Annotated in this window: 16 protein-coding genes; 4 read left to right on the top strand and 12 right to left on the bottom strand. The window is 58.9% G+C overall.

What is annotated here, in order from left to right; translation table 11 throughout:
* Window positions 1-33: 33 nt before the first annotated feature.
* From HUS57_RS06430 to pyrC, 4 genes are all read right to left on the bottom strand, one after another.
* Window positions 34-258 carry a DUF378 domain-containing protein gene (locus tag HUS57_RS06430; protein WP_173932040.1) on the bottom strand — a complete coding sequence of 75 codons (225 nt, stop codon included), beginning with the start codon at window positions 256-258 and terminating at the stop codon, window positions 34-36.
* Window positions 259-331: 73 nt separating this feature from the next.
* Entirely contained in the window at window positions 332-1198 is an 867-nt protein-coding gene (locus HUS57_RS06425) for an NAD(P)-dependent oxidoreductase (protein ID WP_173932039.1), read from the bottom strand.
* A 54-nt stretch (window positions 1199-1252) separates the two neighbouring features.
* Window positions 1253-1951 (bottom strand): orotate phosphoribosyltransferase, encoded by a 699-nt coding sequence (locus HUS57_RS06420; protein WP_173932038.1) that lies wholly within the window; start codon window positions 1949-1951, stop codon window positions 1253-1255.
* An 89-nt stretch (window positions 1952-2040) separates the two neighbouring features.
* Window positions 2041-3090: a dihydroorotase gene (gene pyrC / locus HUS57_RS06415; protein WP_173932037.1), complete on the bottom strand. Its 1050-nt coding sequence runs from the start codon at window positions 3088-3090 to the stop codon at window positions 2041-2043.
* Window positions 3091-3246: 156 nt separating this feature from the next.
* Between pyrC and HUS57_RS06410 the strand changes: the two genes are divergently transcribed.
* The 3 genes from HUS57_RS06410 (at window position 3247) to HUS57_RS06400 (ending at window position 5826) form a co-directional block, all read left to right on the top strand.
* Window positions 3247-3633: a YciI family protein gene (locus HUS57_RS06410; RefSeq protein ID WP_173932036.1), complete on the top strand. Its 387-nt coding sequence runs from the start codon at window positions 3247-3249 to the stop codon at window positions 3631-3633.
* Entirely contained in the window at window positions 3630-4886 is a 1257-nt protein-coding gene (locus HUS57_RS06405) for an RNA polymerase sigma factor (RefSeq protein ID WP_173932035.1), read from the top strand. The genes HUS57_RS06410 and HUS57_RS06405 overlap by 4 nt, the downstream gene beginning before the upstream one ends.
* 481 nt (window positions 4887-5367) lie before the next feature.
* Window positions 5368-5826, top strand: a complete 459-nt coding sequence (locus HUS57_RS06400; protein WP_173932034.1) for a peptidylprolyl isomerase — start codon at window positions 5368-5370, stop codon at window positions 5824-5826.
* A 138-nt stretch (window positions 5827-5964) separates the two neighbouring features.
* Here HUS57_RS06400 and HUS57_RS06395 read toward each other — a convergent pair whose 3' ends face one another.
* The 7 genes from HUS57_RS06395 to HUS57_RS06365 all read right to left on the bottom strand — a co-directional run bounded on the left by HUS57_RS06395 (window position 5965) and on the right by HUS57_RS06365 (window position 12890).
* Complete coding sequence (locus tag HUS57_RS06395) at window positions 5965-6261, bottom strand: HlyU family transcriptional regulator (protein WP_173932033.1); 297 nt, start codon at window positions 6259-6261, stop codon at window positions 5965-5967.
* A gap of 80 nt (window positions 6262-6341) precedes the next feature.
* Complete coding sequence (locus HUS57_RS06390; RefSeq protein WP_173932032.1) at window positions 6342-6764, bottom strand: secondary thiamine-phosphate synthase enzyme YjbQ; 423 nt, start codon at window positions 6762-6764, stop codon at window positions 6342-6344.
* A gap of 188 nt (window positions 6765-6952) precedes the next feature.
* Window positions 6953-7702, bottom strand: coding sequence for a carbonic anhydrase (locus HUS57_RS06385; RefSeq protein ID WP_173932031.1), 750 nt, complete (start codon window positions 7700-7702; stop codon window positions 6953-6955).
* Window positions 7703-7843: 141 nt separating this feature from the next.
* Complete coding sequence (rpoD, locus tag HUS57_RS06380) at window positions 7844-9841, bottom strand: RNA polymerase sigma factor RpoD (RefSeq protein WP_173932030.1); 1998 nt, start codon at window positions 9839-9841, stop codon at window positions 7844-7846.
* Window positions 9842-10129: 288 nt separating this feature from the next.
* Complete coding sequence (dnaG, locus tag HUS57_RS06375) at window positions 10130-12046, bottom strand: DNA primase (protein WP_173932029.1); 1917 nt, start codon at window positions 12044-12046, stop codon at window positions 10130-10132.
* A 111-nt stretch (window positions 12047-12157) separates the two neighbouring features.
* A complete protein-coding gene (locus HUS57_RS06370) occupies window positions 12158-12382 on the bottom strand; it encodes an NINE protein (RefSeq protein WP_173932028.1) in 225 nt (74 codons plus the stop codon).
* A gap of 58 nt (window positions 12383-12440) precedes the next feature.
* A complete protein-coding gene (locus tag HUS57_RS06365) occupies window positions 12441-12890 on the bottom strand; it encodes a GatB/YqeY domain-containing protein (RefSeq protein WP_173932027.1) in 450 nt (149 codons plus the stop codon).
* A gap of 281 nt (window positions 12891-13171) precedes the next feature.
* Between HUS57_RS06365 and carA the strand changes: the two genes are divergently transcribed.
* The gene (gene carA, locus HUS57_RS06360; protein ID WP_173932026.1) at window positions 13172-14371 is read left to right on the top strand and encodes a glutamine-hydrolyzing carbamoyl-phosphate synthase small subunit; all 1200 of its coding nucleotides are present in this window, start codon (window positions 13172-13174) and stop codon (window positions 14369-14371) included.
* Between the two features lie 293 nt (window positions 14372-14664).
* Here the strand turns inward: carA and HUS57_RS06355 are convergent, their stop codons facing one another.
* Window positions 14665-15177, bottom strand: a complete 513-nt coding sequence (locus tag HUS57_RS06355) for a DUF2937 family protein (RefSeq protein WP_173932025.1) — start codon at window positions 15175-15177, stop codon at window positions 14665-14667.
* Between the last annotated feature and the right edge of the window lie 17 nt (window positions 15178-15194).

Below are 15194 nucleotides of genomic sequence, written 5' to 3'. Positions count from 1 at the left end.
CCGAACGTCTACGGAAACGAACCACTTCGGTGCTTAGTGGCGTTGGGCAATTACTTCGTCTTCATTGAAGGTCCGGAACAATGGCATTAGTTGCCACAGGGCTGACAGACCTACCAGTATGTAGACGATCCGGGAGAGAATAGCTTCCTGACCGCCGAAAATCGCAGCAACCAGATCCACCTGGAAAAGTCCTACCAGCAGCCAGTTCAGCCCGCCAATAATGATCAGAAGAAGAGTGATGATGTTGACTGCGCGCATGTTCATCCTCCATTCGATCGACGTAAGAAAACGAACATACCCATTAAAAGTTCCCTGAAAGCAGGCGCCTCCTTTATACTTCCAACCTCCGTAGTCTTGTATTGACTTTCTCCAGAACAGCGTCTGGGACAAAGAAATCGCTTGCAAGCACATCCACACCTGGCGCGTAGCCGGAGAAATCCGTGATGCCCTCCTCCCGCAATACAACTTCATCGATGAAGAAATTTCCCGTGCACTCGGTTGCCGGGCGGCAGAGGATCGCATGGGCTGCGTCCGCCACGATTTTCGGGGAGCGGCTGATGCGTGCCATGGCCTCGCCACCGAGAAGGTTGCGTACCGCAGCCGTGTCTATGGCGGTCAGGGGCCAAAGTGAATTAACGGCAATACCATCGGCAGCGAACTCCGCACTCATGCCCAATGTGCACATGGACATGCCGAATTTGGCCATGGTGTAAGCGACGTGGTTCTTGAACCACTTGGCCTGCATGTCAAGTGGCGGGGAGAGATTCAGAATGTGGGGATTTTCCGATTCCTTCAAATGGGTGATGCAGGTCTTGGAAACGAGGAAAGTGCCGCGCGTATTGACTTGATGCATCAGGTCAAAGCGCCTCATTTCCGTTTCCAGCGTCCCCGTAAGCTGGATCGCGCTTGCATTGTTGACGCAGATGTCGATGCCGCCAAAGCGCTCGACCGTCGCGGCGACTGCCTCTTTCACCTGCTTTTCATCGCGAATATCGCAGATGACTGCCAACGCCTTTCCGCCTGCAGCCTCTATCTCATCTTTCGCGGTGTGGATCGTGCCAGGCAGCTTCGGGTGAGGCTTGTCCGTCTTGGCCGCGATCGTGACGTTGGCGCCGTCACGCGCGGCACGAAGGGCAATGGCCAATCCGATGCCCCGGCTGCCACCTGAGATGAAAAGGGTCTTTCCCGCTAGCGACATTTCCGATCCTCCGGTTTTGAGGATCAGCCTTGCCCGCTTTTACGTGTACGTCAACTATTCTCGCTTCAACTCGGCAATGCCGCCATGCTTTGCAGACCATTGCAGAGGCGCGTTGAGGAAGCTTTCAGCCGCATCCAGCGCCTCCGTGCCGAAATGATTGTCGCGCCGGCAGACTCTTAGAACATCCCACCAGGTGGTAAGATAGTGGAGCCGCATGCCGGCTGCTTTTAAACGGTCCGGCGCTTCCGGAAAAATGTCGTAATAGAAAACGGCAAAGGTGTCGGTCACATTCGCACCCGCGTTCCGGATCGCTTCCGCGAACTTGATCTTGCTGCCGCCATCGGTCGTAAGATCCTCCACCAGCAGCACCCGTGCGCCCTCCGCCAGATCGCCCTCGATCTGCGCATTGCGGCCAAAGCCCTTCGGCTTCTTGCGTACATAAAGCATCGGCAGAGCCAGCCGGTCCGCCAGCCAGGCAGCAAACGGAATGCCGGCTGTCTCCCCCCCTGCCACGATGTCAAACTGCTCAAAGCCTGCGTCGCGCAGCACGACGGAAGCGCCGAAATCGATTATGGCCGAGCGGATGCGCGGGTAAGAGATCAGCTTTCTGCAATCGATATAGACGGGGCTCTTGAGGCCGGAGGTGAAAGTGTAGGGTTCGCCTGCGCGGATATGAACGGCTTCGATCTCGATGAGCATCCTGGCCACTGTGTCGGCGATCAGCTCTTTATCCGGAAAGGTGTTGGCGAACATGGACGAGCTCCGTTCTTGATGTTTCTGCCAGGATATTCGGTTCTGTCTTGCTTGCTCAGGGCACCGCGGGAACGTCACTGCGGCAAATCTCAGGAAGCCCCGCTCTCGACGCTCCAGTGGATGGGAAACATTGGATCGAAGACAGTGATGGTCTCGCCGCCCGCGTTGATCTTGCTGGGCACCTCAACCGGTTCGTCATTCCACCTGAGCGTAACGTGCCTTTCATTGACCGGCAGCTTGTAAAAGGATGGACCATTGAGCGAGGTGAACGCCTCCAGCCGGTCGAGCGCACCCTCTTCCTCGAAGACATGCGCAAGGCAGGCGAGCGTGTTGGGCGCGTTGAAAACGCCGGCACAGCCGCAGGCGCATTCCTTCAGCGGATCCACATGGGGCGCGGAGTCCGTGCCAAGGAAGAAACGCCCCTCGCCGGCCGTTGCCGCCTTCCGCAAGGCCAGCCTGTGCGTTTCTCGCTTGGCCACGGGAAGGCAATAGTAATGGGGGCGGATCCCACCCGCCAGGATGGCGTTCCGATTGATGATGAGGTGATGCGTGGTGATCGTCCCGGCCGTATTTTCTCCCGCCGCTTGCACGAAATCGACGCCGTCCTTCGTCGTCACATGCTCCATGACGATCCTCAGTTCAGGAAGCCGGCGCCGCAGCGGCTGAAGTACTCGCTCGATGAAGACAGCTTCGCGATCGAATATATCAATAGCGGGATCGGTTACCTCGCCATGCATGCAAAGCGGCATTCCTATTTCCGCCATGCGTTCCAGAACGGGCATCACCGCTTCGATGTTGCGCACCCCGCTTTGAGAGTTGGTGGTTGCTCCGGCAGGGTAAAGCTTCACCGCGGTCACCAGGCCGTCGCGAAATCCCGCTTCAATGTCATCCGCCCGGCTTCCTTCCGTAAGATAGAGCGTCATCAGCGGTTGAAAATCACTATCGGGCGGCAAAGCGGCCACGATCTGCTCCCGGTAGGCCATGGCGTCAGCGGCGGTAACCACCGGCGGAACCAGGTTGGGCATGATGATGGCACGCTTAAAGTGCGCGGCGGAAAAGGGCGCCACTGCTTTCAAGATCGCAGCGTCGCGCAGGTGCAGGTGCCAGTCGTCAGGCTGGCGGATGGTGAGCGTTTTCATATCGGAGCCGACTAGATAGCCGGATTTTGCTGTAGCGCAAGAGAAAGCAGGCAAATCAGGCTGCTTGTCACCTGCTTCCACTGCGTGAAAAAACCTCGACCCGCCCTGTCGGCATAAGGCATTCTGGATCGTCTTCCACCGAGAGGGATGTACCGGATGCTTTACGCGATACTCTGCTACAATGACGAAGACGCTGTCATGTCCTGGTCCAAGGCCGAGGACGAGGCGGTGCTTGCCAAGCGCAAGCGGGTCGCTCGGGAATGGGTGGACAAGGGCAAGATGGGCCCGGCAATCAGGCTTGTTCCCACCACCGGCGCAACAACCATACGCGCCTCCGGCAACGAGCAGCTCGTGCTTGATGGCCCTTTTGCAGAGACCAAGGAGCAACTGCTTGGCCTTTATATCGTTGATGGCGATAATCTTGAGGAAGTGATCGCCTTTGCCAAGCGGCTGAAAGACGGCGAGGCCGGAACTTTCGAAATCCGCGCCTTGCGCGTCTTCGAAAAAGGCGCATTGCCCGAAACGGCAGATGTGAAATCATGAGCGATCTGGCCTGGATAGAGACCGCGCTGACAGGATCTCGCCCTCAGGCAATGGGTGCACTTCTACGCTATTTCCGCGATCTCGACCGGGCCGAGGAAGCCTTCCAGGAAGCATGCCTGCGGGCCTTGAAAACGTGGCCGGTTAACGGCCCGCCGCGCGATCCGGCCGCCTGGCTCATCTTTGTGGGCCGCAACGCCGCGATTGATCAGGTACGCCGAGGCAGCCGAACGACGGGACTGCCGCCGGACAATGTCATTTCCGAGTTGGATGACGCGGAGGCTGACATGGTCGAGCGGCTCGATGATTCTCAGTATCGCGATGATATTTTGCGGCTCATGTTCATCTGCTGCCACCCGGATCTGCCTGCCACGCAGCAGGTTGCGCTGGCACTCAGAATCGTTTCCGGCCTCACCGTCCGCGAGATCGCCAGCGCGTTTCTGGTCAATGAGAAGGCAATGGAGCAGCGCATCACGCGAGCCAAGCGCCGCATCACTGCCGCAAACGTGCCCTTCGGCGCTCCCGGCGCTGCGGAGCGCGCCGAGAGGCTCGGTGCGGTGGGGGCGATGATCTATCTCATCTTCAACGAGGGCTATTCGGCAAGCGGCGGCGAAGCGCCTGTCCGCGAGCCGCTATGCGAGGAGGCGATAAGGCTGGCCCGTCTGCTCCTGCGGCTCTTCCCTGCCGAGCCGGAAATCATGGGGCTCCTTGCGCTCATGCTTCTTCAGCACGCGCGCACCCCCGCACGGCTCGATGCCGATGGCAATATCGTGCTTCTGGAGGACCAAAACCGCGCGCTCTGGAGCAATGACAAGATCGCGGAAGGCATCGCTCTTGCCGAAAAGGCGATGCGCCACCGCGTCCCCGGCCCTTATCAGGTTCAGGCCGCGATCGCTGCCGTGCACGCCCGTGCGGCGAAGGCAGAAGATACGGATTGGAGCGAGATTGAGCTTCTTTACAAGGCACTGGAACGCATGCAGCCTTCCCCGGTTGTCACGCTGAACCGGGCAGTTGCCGTCTTCAAAACCGACGGGGCGCAGCCCGCTCTCGCGCTCATTGAGCCTCTGGGGGAACGTCTTTCCAGCTACTTCTACTTCCATGGGCTAAGGGGGGCGCTTCTGAAAGAGCTTGGCCGCGATGCCGAGGCCCGCGACTCCTTTGACCGCGCCATAGCGCTTGCGCGCACGCCCGCCGAAGCGTCGCACATCCGCCAGCAGCTCGATCGTCTTGCCGGCAGCACCGGCAGGGCGCGGTGAAGAAATTCACCTGACGATGCCGACAAGAATGTCAGGATGTCCGGTTTCTCTCCCATCCTTGGCTCTTACCAGAGAGACGGATAATGGCTGAAATAGGAATAGGAGAAATGGAAGAGCCTCCCGCCTCGGCGGCGCGAAATAACGATGCCGCTGGAAAATATTCTGGTGAGACCGCTATAGAACGGTGCGCGAGACCGTCGGTTTCGACTGGCCCCATTATGGCAATTAGCAGGTCCGCAAAAGAATCCGTCAAGGGTTTACATCCAGCACCCTCGCCCTAACCTTAGCTGAAAGCGGCATGAACAGCTCTCATGTCGCGCGTTGCGGCGCGGTTGCGGGTGAGGATGCTGTTCTTCCGCGCCACAACAGTAGGAAACATTGCGTTCTGCCAAGCGCGGATCGCAACTCTCATGCATAGAGCGGGAACACATCCGTCGCCCGTCTATGTCAATCTTCGGCAGGATTTAAGGGAGAGAGACAGATGAGACAGGCCAAAAGCGGCGATGTCGTTCGCGTACACTATAGCGGACGGTTGAAGGATGGAACCGAGTTTGATTCTTCGAATGGCCGTGAGCCTTTGGAATTTCAGGTCGGTGGCGGGCAGATCATCCCGGGATTGGAACGGCACGTAGAAGGCATGGCCGTTGGCGAGAAGTCGACTGTCACCATCCCGGCCGACGATGCCTATGGGCAGCGTGACGAGCGCCAGATCCAGAAGGTGCCCCGCAGCGCTCTGCCGGAGGACCTCGATGTATCACCGGGGACGCGTCTGACAGCGACAACGCGCGAGGGTCAGGAAATCCCGCTCACCGTCGTCGATGCCAATGACGTCGAAATCACCGTAGACGGCAATCATCCGCTAGCCGGGCAGGATCTGATCTTCGATGTCGAGCTCGTTGAAATTGTCGCTTCCGAGCCCGGCACCACTTTCGGCACCTAGAGCGGGATGTCGTTCATTGGAATAGGTGCAGCAGCCCCTTTGGTGTTGCTTCAGCACGCGATCAAATGTGTGCTGCAACGCTTTCGGCGGACCAGTAGCGTTTCGGCCTGCCAGGATTGAGGCCAGCCGAAACAGGGATTATTGCTGGCTGAAGATCCAGTCGCCCTGCTCGTCGATGATTTGCTTGCCCTTGCGCAATGCATGTTCGGCAGCCAGATCCGCGCTGGGAAACCGGTCGGCACGAACGAATCGGTGCTCTTTCACCGTACCATCCACCTCTTTGGAGATGACGCCGCAGGTCTGGTACTGCCCATCTTCAGCGAATGGCGTTGCGCGGATCGTAAAGCCCTTATGCTCCTGCGAGCCGCCAACCACTTCCTCTTTGGACGATTGCCTGCTCCCGCCGCCGCCAAAAAGCCGTTTCAGAAATGACATGGCGCTCTCCTTTTCCTTTCCATTTATGTAGCGCGAAAGCGCAGATTCGAACAGAAACAACAGCCGGCACTGTACAAGGCTCAGGAAAAATGCAGGACCACATGGCGCTGATGCTCTCCTGTCCGATGCTCGTAGAGATAGATGCCTTGCCATGTGCCAAGCACCATCCGACCGCCTGCAACGGGAATGCAGATGGAGGTTTGCATGAGCGATGCTTTGATGTGGGCCGGCATGTCGTCCGGCCCCTCGATCCGATGTGTTATCCAGTGCATGGACGGATCATCTGACGGCGGCACGAGCCTGCGAAAAAATTCGTCCAGATCCCGTTTCACATCCGGGTCGGCATTTTCCTGGATGAGGAGAGAGCACGAGGTGTGCCGCACGAAGACGGTCAGCAACCCCTCCCGCTCATCCTGCCGACCGACAAAATCCACCGCCTCGCCGGTGAACTCATATAGACCCGGGCCAGAGGTACGGATGGTGAGGGTGGTCTGGCGTGACATTCCTTTCCCTTATGCAGCTTCCGGAGCAATATAGAGCGCAAAGACCAACCGGCGGAAGCTACTGCCGGGAAACCTAGATCATTTCAGGATTTCATGGAGAGTCTGAAATGATCTAGGTCTTTTATTTCGCAACTCCGGAAAGAACACCGGTACGCACTTTTCCCGGAATTGCACAACGTTCCACCGGCTCAGTCCGACGTCAGAATGAAGCGCCGGTTTGGCCGCCGGATTGGCCTGGCATTCATGGAGTAGATGGCGGTGAATTTATCGATATCGGCGCCATTCACCTCAACCGGCTCCCGCGCGACCATCCAGACAACATCCTCGCTGCAGGGAGGAGTCGTCAATGATCCCGCATAAAGCCAGTATTCCAGCGTTGCGGGCAAAAGGCCGCTAGGGTCAATTTTGTTGAAGGAAGCTTCACCATGCTGTTCCTTGGGAAAGGCCTCCGCAAGCTGGCGGAAAGTTTCGTTGTTGCGGCCGGGCACAAGGAAAATGCCGAGCGCTTCTAGGGACCCCGTTCTTGGATTCTTGTGTACGAAATGCACCTCCATCGGGAAGGACTGGCCCCTCACGCTGTGCTCGCTCGGCGCATGGAAGTGGAACTGCAGCAGTTCGTAGCTTTCCTCTCCGCGCGAGAGCGTGCCTCCATCAACCATGTTGATCTGGATAGTGTGGCCGTTATTGACCATCACGCCCCTACCCGGCTTCCAGCCAAGTGCGATGTCCGGGAGGTCTGCCTCTATATCGCCGGAGATATCAACCGGAGATTGTTGCATGCCGGCGGAACAGGCGAGGTTATCCGGGTCAAGCTCCCCCCAGTGCTCAGGGCCTGCCTCGCCTCCATAGGTCCAATGTGCTCCGGCAAGGCCGGTTTTCGTGCAAATCGGGCAGGCACCCGCAGCGATAAGCCCCCTGATGAAGTGACGACGTTTCATGAGGGTACGTCCTTGGTGCTGTACAATGCCCCCACAGAACCAACTGTAAAAGCCAAAAATGGGCTGAAATGGAGGCAGAAAAAGCGAGACCGGGCATCGCGCCCGGTCTTCAACTATTTATGATTAATAGCTTTTCGACTATTAGCTGTCTAGGAAGCTCCTCAGCTTTCTCGACCGGCTCGGATGTTTGAGCTTGCGAAGCGCCTTGGCCTCGATCTGGCGAATACGTTCGCGAGTCACCGAAAACTGCTGGCCCACCTCCTCCAACGTGTGATCGGTGTTCATGCCAATGCCGAAGCGCATCCTGAGGACCCGTTCCTCGCGTGGGGTAAGAGAGGCCAGTACACGTGTGGTCGTCTCGCGCAGATTGGCCTGGATAGCTGCATCGATCGGCAGTACCGCGGACTTGTCCTCGATGAAATCGCCGAGATGTGAATCCTCCTCATCACCAACCGGCGTTTCGAGCGAGATCGGCTCCTTTGCGATCTTCAGAACCTTGCGCACTTTCTCAAGCGGCATGGCGAGCTTTTCCGACAGTTCCTCCGGCGTCGGCTCGCGGCCGATCTCGTGCAGCATCTGGCGACTTGTGCGCACGATCTTGTTGATCGTCTCGATCATGTGCACTGGAATGCGGATGGTGCGCGCCTGGTCGGCGATCGAACGCGTGATCGCTTGCCGGATCCACCACGTCGCGTAGGTGGAAAACTTGTAGCCTCGCCTATACTCGAACTTGTCCACGGCCTTCATCAGGCCGATATTGCCTTCCTGAATGAGATCAAGGAATTGCAGGCCGCGATTCGTGTACTTCTTGGCAATGGAGATCACGAGGCGCAGATTCGCTTCCACCATCTCCTTCTTGGCGATGGCAGCCTCGCGCTCGCCCTTCTGTACCTGATTGACGATGCGGCGGAACTCGCCAATGGAAATTCCCGTCTCCTGGGCAAGGTTCTGAATTTCCGAGCGAAATGCCTCGATCGCTTCTGCGTCGTTCTCGACAAATACCTTCCAGCCCGGCTGCGGGAGCTGAACCACCGTAGCCGCCCAATTCGGGTCGAGCTCCGAGCCTTGATAGGCCTTTAGGAAATCCTCGCGCCGCACGCCGTGGCTTTCGGCAAGGCGGAAAAGCTTTAGCTCGTTTTGAACAAGGCGCTTGTTGATGTCATAAAGCTGCTCAACCAGCGTCTCGATACGCTGGTTATTGAGCGACAACGACTTGACTGCTTTGATGAGCTCGTCCTTCAGCTCCTTGTAGCGGCGCTCCTGCCCAGCCGAAAGCTTGTCAGCATCCGCCAAGCTCGACTCCACCTTCTGATCCTGCAATTTGCGCAGCTTCACATAGGTATCGGCGATAAAGTCCAGCGTCTCCATGACGCCAGGCTTGAGCTCGGCCTCCATGGCAGCAAGCGAAAGATTGGCCTCATCCTCTTCCTCGTCGTCATCCTCCGAGGAAGATTCAGCACCAACATTGGTGACATCGTCATTGTCGTGCGTACGGCGGGACTTGTCGTCCGCTGGCTTGGAATCCTCGTCAGGACGGGTCACCACCGGTGCCTGCTTGGCTTCCGGCCCGGCATAGGTCGCCTCAAGGTCGATGATCTCCCGCAGGAGAATCTTGCCGTCATTAAGCTCGTCGCGCCAGATGATCAGCGCCTGGAAGGTGAGCGGGCTTTCGCACAGCCCGGCAATCATCGTCTCCCGGCCTGCCTCGATGCGCTTAGCAATCGCAATCTCGCCCTCGCGCGAAAGCAGTTCGACGGATCCCATCTCGCGCAGGTACATGCGCACGGGATCGTCCGTGCGGTCCGTCGGCTCCTTCTTGGCTGCGGGCGTAATCGCGGTGCTGCTGGCTTCGGTTAGTTCCATGGAACTTTCCTCGGCCTCTTCACTTTCATCGCCTGCTTCGTCATCATCCTCGACGACGTTGATGCCCATTTCCGAGAGCATCGCCATGGTGTCCTCGATCTGCTCGGAGCTCACCTCACCTGAGGGGAGCACCGCGTTCAGCTCGTCCATGGTCACATAACCGCGCTTCTTCGCGGCCTTGATCATCTTCTTGACCGCGTCGTCGGAAAGGTCGAGCAGAGGACCGTCGCTGGTCTCGCGTTCGGTTTCGACCTCTTCCTTTTCCTTTGTCGCCATGCCTTCCATTCTCCACGCACATGCCGCTGGCTAGTGTCGCCTCAAGCGGCACCTGCTGCCTTCGCTCCGCTGGCTCTAAGCGCTGCCGCGTTAAAGCCCGATTAACCCTGACATCTCCAGCGACCTTCCGGCCAGTTCCATGTCGGGGAGTTTCCTATGCTGCTGCGGATCCACTGAACCGCTTTTCGAATCGATCCTGATTCCCTTATTCAGCGTCAACGTCAAGCAAATCTGCCATGATTCTCGACAGAAACGCGAATCAGTGCCTCCCTCGTACAACCCGGACCGCTAGGAACGCTCGGCGCGCCCGGATAATAGCCCAAAGCCCTCAATCAGCGCTTCGGTCGCCTGAACGTTGCGAAGCTGCGCCTGAATCTCTACGAGATGACGGTAGTTCTCTTCCGTTGGCTCGTTTGCAAGCGCCTGCTCGGCCGCCTTGAGTTCCTTATGTAGAAAGCCGGCGCTCAACTGCAAGTGCAAGGCCTGCTGGAAGGCTTCGCGCGCATCCTCAAGAGCGGCCTCGGCCAGCGCCGGCCATTGGCGCGCACGTCGCACCAGCGCCTCGGCACGCTCAAGCGCCTCGCCCGCTTCGGATGCTTCGATTACTTCCCTCAGCGCATCTCGATCATGGCCGGGATTATGGGCAATGGCATCAAACAATGCCGTTCGGAGCTTCCTGAGATCGGCGCTTTCGAGCGGCATCTTCTCAACGGAATCAAAAAACTCATCAATCAGAACAGGATGGTTTGCCAGCGCCACCATGATGGCTGCTTCGCGCAGCGGCATGATGCCGCCCGCAGACTTCACCAGAGCGGAACGGGCAAGACTCTCGGAAACAGCCAATCTTCCTGCCGCGATGCCGGGCCGTCCCGGCGGCCTGCTCCCGAAGCCTCCGCGACGGCCGCTCCACGCTCCCTCACGTGGCGTGCCGAAGAAATTCTGCACACGCTCGCGCATGTCCTGCGCATAATGCCGGCGTACGCTTTCATCGCGGATGCGGCTTGCAAGGGATTTTAATGACTGCTCCAGTTCGGCCCGCCGCTCGGGGGTGTCGAAAGTTCGGCCGGCGGTCTCGCGCATCCAAAGAATGTCCGCAAGCGGCCGGGCTGCTGCCACCACTGCATCAAAGGCATCCCTGCCTGCCTCGCGCAGCAGGTCGTCCGGGTCCTTGCCTTCGGGCAACAGGGCGAAGCCGAGGGAGCGGCCCGGCTGTACCAGGGGCAGCGCCAGATCGGCCGCCCGCCACGCTGCGCGCAGACCTGCTTCGTCCCCGTCGAAACAGAGAACGGGTTCGTCCGCCATGCGCCAGAGGAGCTCAAGCTGGCGTTCCGTCAGCGCGGTACCAAGCGGGGCGACCACATTCTCGATCCCGGCTTGGGCAAGCGCGATCACATCCATATAGCCTTCGACAGCGATCACGGTCCGCTCACGGGCGGCCTTCCTCGCTGCCGCTTGATTGTAGAGAACGCTGCCCTTGTGGAAGAGCTCCGTGTCGGGCGAGTTCATGTATTTCGCCAAGGCATCCGGCGCGAGCGCCCGCCCGCCGAAGGCGATCACACGTCCGCGCGCATCCTCGATCGGAAACATGATGCGGCCACGGAACCAATCGTAGGATACCGGAATGTCCGGCCCGTGTCGGACGAGGCCGCAAGCTTCCATCTGCTCCTTCGTCACCCCGCGTGTGGCCAGATGCTCCTTCAGTGCGTTGCGGCTATCGGGGGCAAAGCCCAGCCGGAAGAGCTGTTGTGTTGCGGAGGTGATGCCCCGCCCGCGCAAATAGGCCCGCGCCTCAGCGCCTTGCGGCCCCTGCAAGCAATCCTGGAAGAAATGCCTGGCCATCTCCATCACATCCGTGAGGCTGGCCCGCTCCTTCTCCTTGCGCTCCGATTCTGGATCGTGCGCGGGCATAGGGACCCCCGCCATATCGGCCAGCCGCTCCACTGCTTCGGGAAAACTCAGGCCCTCAAGCTCGGTCAGGAAACGGAAATGGTCCCCCGAGACGCCGCAGCCGAAGCAGTGATAACGTCCCTTGCGATCCTCGCAATGGAAGCTCGGCGTCTTCTCACCGTGGAAGGGGCAGCAGGCCCAGTAATCGCCCCTGGCCGCGTTGGTCTTGCGCTTGTCGAACGTTACACGCGTGCCGACCAGCCGGCTGATGGGAAGCCGATCGCGAATTTCATCGAGGAAATCGTTGGAAAAGCGCATGGCCAAGCTCTTTCGGAACACAGGATTACACACGACGGCGCGCCCTGTCCCCTCCGGCGCCAGAGATTCACAGGCAGGACACGTCGTTTGCAGGCAATACCGGGAAAGCGATCAGGACGGATTGCCCTCGATCCTGTCAACACGCAACTCAAGATTGGCCTGGCGGATCATGGAAGGAAGAAGGAACAGATCGATGAGTTGGCCGACACCGAGAAGCCCCAAGGTCAAGAGCCATAAAAGCCCAGTCCAGGGCCTTCCAAGATAGAAGCGGTGCAATCCGCAGAAGCCGAGGAAACAGCACAGCCAGAGGATGAAGGCTACAGGGCCGGACTTCATTGCCTGTACTCCTGCCATTCATGATCGGTTTCGCGCTCGATCCTCGAGCGCGCTCCCGTTATCGCAGCATTTCCCTCATGATGCTACTGGCTTTGCCCAGGTCGACCTGGAGGGGAAACTTTTCCTTGAGAGCATTCATGCAACGGCGCATATCACGCAATCCGCCAGCCCCCACTTCATTTACCACCTGAGCGCAGATCTTCTTCATGTCCTCCTCGCCGAGCTGCCTTGGCAGACATTCCAGGATGATCTCGATTTCCCGGCGCTCCTGCTCCGCAAGCTCCAGCCGGCTGGCTTCCTCGAAGGCGCGCGCCGAATCCTCGCGCTGCTTGACCATGCGCGTTAAGACTTTCGCGATCTCCTCATCGCTCAACGGATCTTTTCCCGCCATGCGATTTGCGGCATCGCGATCCTTGATGGCCATTTGGATGAGGCGTAGCGTCGAGATTCGGCGTCTATCCTGGATTTTCAAAGCTTCACTCAATGCCCGAGCGATTTTCTCGCGCATGGTCTTATTACTCCCGTAACGGCACTAAAAGGACGCCTCTCGCACGGGCGAGACTGATTCTTTTGCCTATGCCCTCGAAATCGAGAAGCGAACATACCCACCAAAATTCTGGAAGAAGAATTGACCGCTTATTGGGTGTCCTTTATTGTCCGCGCCTTGCACGGACATGGTGTGTGCCTGGCAGCGAAAATGCGGATCTGTTTTACTCCGCATATTGCGCGGCGATATGGCGCGGCGTGCGTTATCTTTCAAGGCCTCGATGCGTTAAGATGGAGTTTCTTATGGCAACTACCGCGCCCTGGAATGAAGCCAGGCCGACGGCGCTTCTCGTTCTTGCCGACGGCACGGTGATCGAGGGCCGCGGCTTCGGCGCAGCCGGTACAGCCGTCGGCGAGGTGTGCTTCAACACGGCGCTCACCGGCTATCAGGAAATTCTGTCGGACCCATCCTTTGCCGGACAGATCGTCACCTTCACCTTTCCGCATATCGGCAATACCGGTGTCAACGGGGAAGATTTCGAGGACCTCCACCCCGCCGCCCGCGCAGGCGCCGTTGGCGCAATCTTCCGCGCCGACATTACCGAGCCTTCCAATTACCGTTCTACCGAGCATCTGAACGCCTGGCTGAGCCGGCGCGGCATCATCGCGCTGTCTGGCATAGACACCCGCGCGCTCACGGCCCTCTTGAGGGGCAAGGGTGCGCTCAATGCCGCGATTGCTCATGCTCCCGACGGCCGCTTCGATATTGAGGACCTGAAACGTCAGGCCCGCGAATGGAGCGGTCTTCTGGGGCTCGACCTGGCGAAGGAGGTGACCTCGGGTCAATCCTCCACATGGACAGAAACGCCGTGGATCTGGAACGAGGGCTACGGAACCGCCACCAAGCCCCCCATCCACGTGGTCGCCGTTGACTACGGCGTGAAGCGCAACATCCTGCGCCTTCTTTCAAGCCTTGGCGCCAAAGTAACCGTCGTGCCGGCGACTTGGACCGCTGACGACATCCTTGCCATGAAGCCTGACGGTGTGTTCCTGTCCAACGGCCCTGGCGATCCGGCGGCAACCGGCGAATACGCCGCACCCATGATACGCAAACTTCTGGAGACTGGCATGCCGCTTTTTGGCATCTGTCTCGGACACCAGCTTCTGGCGCTGGCGCTCGGCGCCAAAACCGTCAAGATGCATCAGGGTCACCACGGCGCGAACCATCCGGTCAAAGACTTCACCACCGGAAAGGTGGAGATCGTATCAATGAACCACAGTTTCTCAGTCGACCGCGACAGCCTGCCGGAAGGCGTCGAGGAAACTCATGTCTCGCTCTTCGACGGTTCCAATTGCGGAATCAGCCTTGTTGGGCGACCCGTCTTCTCGGTCCAGCACCACCCTGAAGCCTCGCCCGGGCCGCAGGATTCACATTATCTCTTCCGCCGGTTCATCAATTTCATCCGCGAGAGGAAGGGCGAGCCGGCGCTCGCCGAACGCTGATACTGGAAAGAAAAAAGGGCAGCTCCTTGTCAGAGCCGCCCCAGTTGTTACCGTGCGTCAAGATGAAGGCACAGTCTGGTAACTCCTTTAACGAGCACGGCGCATTCCATTCTCAAGCCGCGGCAGTATGCCAGGCGGTCTTGCGAATCAGAGCTTTTTTGCCCTGCATAAAATACGGATGCTCGGAAATTCGAAGAAGTGTAGCGCCCCCGCATCTTCATTGTCGGGATGCTTTTTAGCACAGCCGCTTTTAAACTCCTTTTAAGGTTGCTGTCGCCAATTTAGGCAACCCATTAACGGCTTGCGAACCTTTCCGGCCGACGGCGGCGCTGCCGCAGCGGGAAAACAGCCAATCTGATCAGACCGAAGCCTGCAAGAAGCCCCGCCGCCGTCCAAACAAGGCCGTGAGCTGTCAGCGGTACTGCAGTCTCGAAATCGTGCAGCGTCCCCTGAAAAACGTCCTTATCGGGATCGACCATCACGAGGAGCGGCCGGAGGACAGGTGGCAGATCTGCAAGCCGCTGCACCTGGCGGTCAAGATGCTCGGCACGCTCAATGATCCTGCGCATCGAACGGGAGCGGTCCTGGAGGAAAGGCGGTGGAACTTTGTCATAAAGCCCCAGCGCCTCCTCCCGATCAAGGCCATGGCGCACAGCGCCTGCATCAAAATCCGTCACTATCTGGGTAAGTTCCCAGTGGGCACCGTGAAGGCGCTGGCGGTATTGCTGTGCGAACTCCGGCGCCTGGGATGCCACGGCTCCGCCGATGAGGGAAACGACGAGTGCGGCTATTGTTCCGGCCCTCATCTATACGCTTCCGCCTG

It is taken from the genome of Chelativorans sp. Marseille-P2723, from assembly GCF_902809845.1.
Lineage (GTDB): Bacteria > Pseudomonadota > Alphaproteobacteria > Rhizobiales > Rhizobiaceae > Chelativorans.
This window is presented reverse-complemented; position numbering and strand designations above follow the sequence as displayed.

Coding starts and splice junctions, on each gene's coding strand:
- HUS57_RS06425 (WP_173932039.1), bottom strand. CDS start 1,198: ATGTCGCTAGCGGGAAAGACCCTTTTCATCTCAGGTGGCAGCCGGGGC.
- HUS57_RS06385 (WP_173932031.1), bottom strand. CDS start 7,702: ATGAAACGTCGTCACTTCATCAGGGGGCTTATCGCTGCGGGTGCCTGC.
- HUS57_RS06390 (WP_173932032.1), bottom strand. CDS start 6,764: ATGTCACGCCAGACCACCCTCACCATCCGTACCTCTGGCCCGGGTCTA.
- HUS57_RS06370 (WP_173932028.1), bottom strand. CDS start 12,382: ATGAAGTCCGGCCCTGTAGCCTTCATCCTCTGGCTGTGCTGTTTCCTC.
- HUS57_RS06365 (WP_173932027.1), bottom strand. CDS start 12,890: ATGCGCGAGAAAATCGCTCGGGCATTGAGTGAAGCTTTGAAAATCCAG.
- HUS57_RS06430 (WP_173932040.1), bottom strand. CDS start 258: ATGCGCGCAGTCAACATCATCACTCTTCTTCTGATCATTATTGGCGGG.
- HUS57_RS06420 (WP_173932038.1), bottom strand. CDS start 1,951: ATGTTCGCCAACACCTTTCCGGATAAAGAGCTGATCGCCGACACAGTG.
- HUS57_RS06355 (WP_173932025.1), bottom strand. CDS start 15,177: ATGAGGGCCGGAACAATAGCCGCACTCGTCGTTTCCCTCATCGGCGGA.
- HUS57_RS06395 (WP_173932033.1), bottom strand. CDS start 6,261: ATGTCATTTCTGAAACGGCTTTTTGGCGGCGGCGGGAGCAGGCAATCG.
- HUS57_RS06400 (WP_173932034.1), top strand. CDS start 5,368: ATGAGACAGGCCAAAAGCGGCGATGTCGTTCGCGTACACTATAGCGGA.
- carA (WP_173932026.1), top strand. CDS start 13,172: ATGGCAACTACCGCGCCCTGGAATGAAGCCAGGCCGACGGCGCTTCTC.
- dnaG (WP_173932029.1), bottom strand. CDS start 12,046: ATGCGCTTTTCCAACGATTTCCTCGATGAAATTCGCGATCGGCTTCCC.
- pyrC (WP_173932037.1), bottom strand. CDS start 3,090: ATGAAAACGCTCACCATCCGCCAGCCTGACGACTGGCACCTGCACCTG.
- HUS57_RS06410 (WP_173932036.1), top strand. CDS start 3,247: ATGCTTTACGCGATACTCTGCTACAATGACGAAGACGCTGTCATGTCC.
- HUS57_RS06405 (WP_173932035.1), top strand. CDS start 3,630: ATGAGCGATCTGGCCTGGATAGAGACCGCGCTGACAGGATCTCGCCCT.
- rpoD (WP_173932030.1), bottom strand. CDS start 9,841: ATGGCGACAAAGGAAAAGGAAGAGGTCGAAACCGAACGCGAGACCAGC.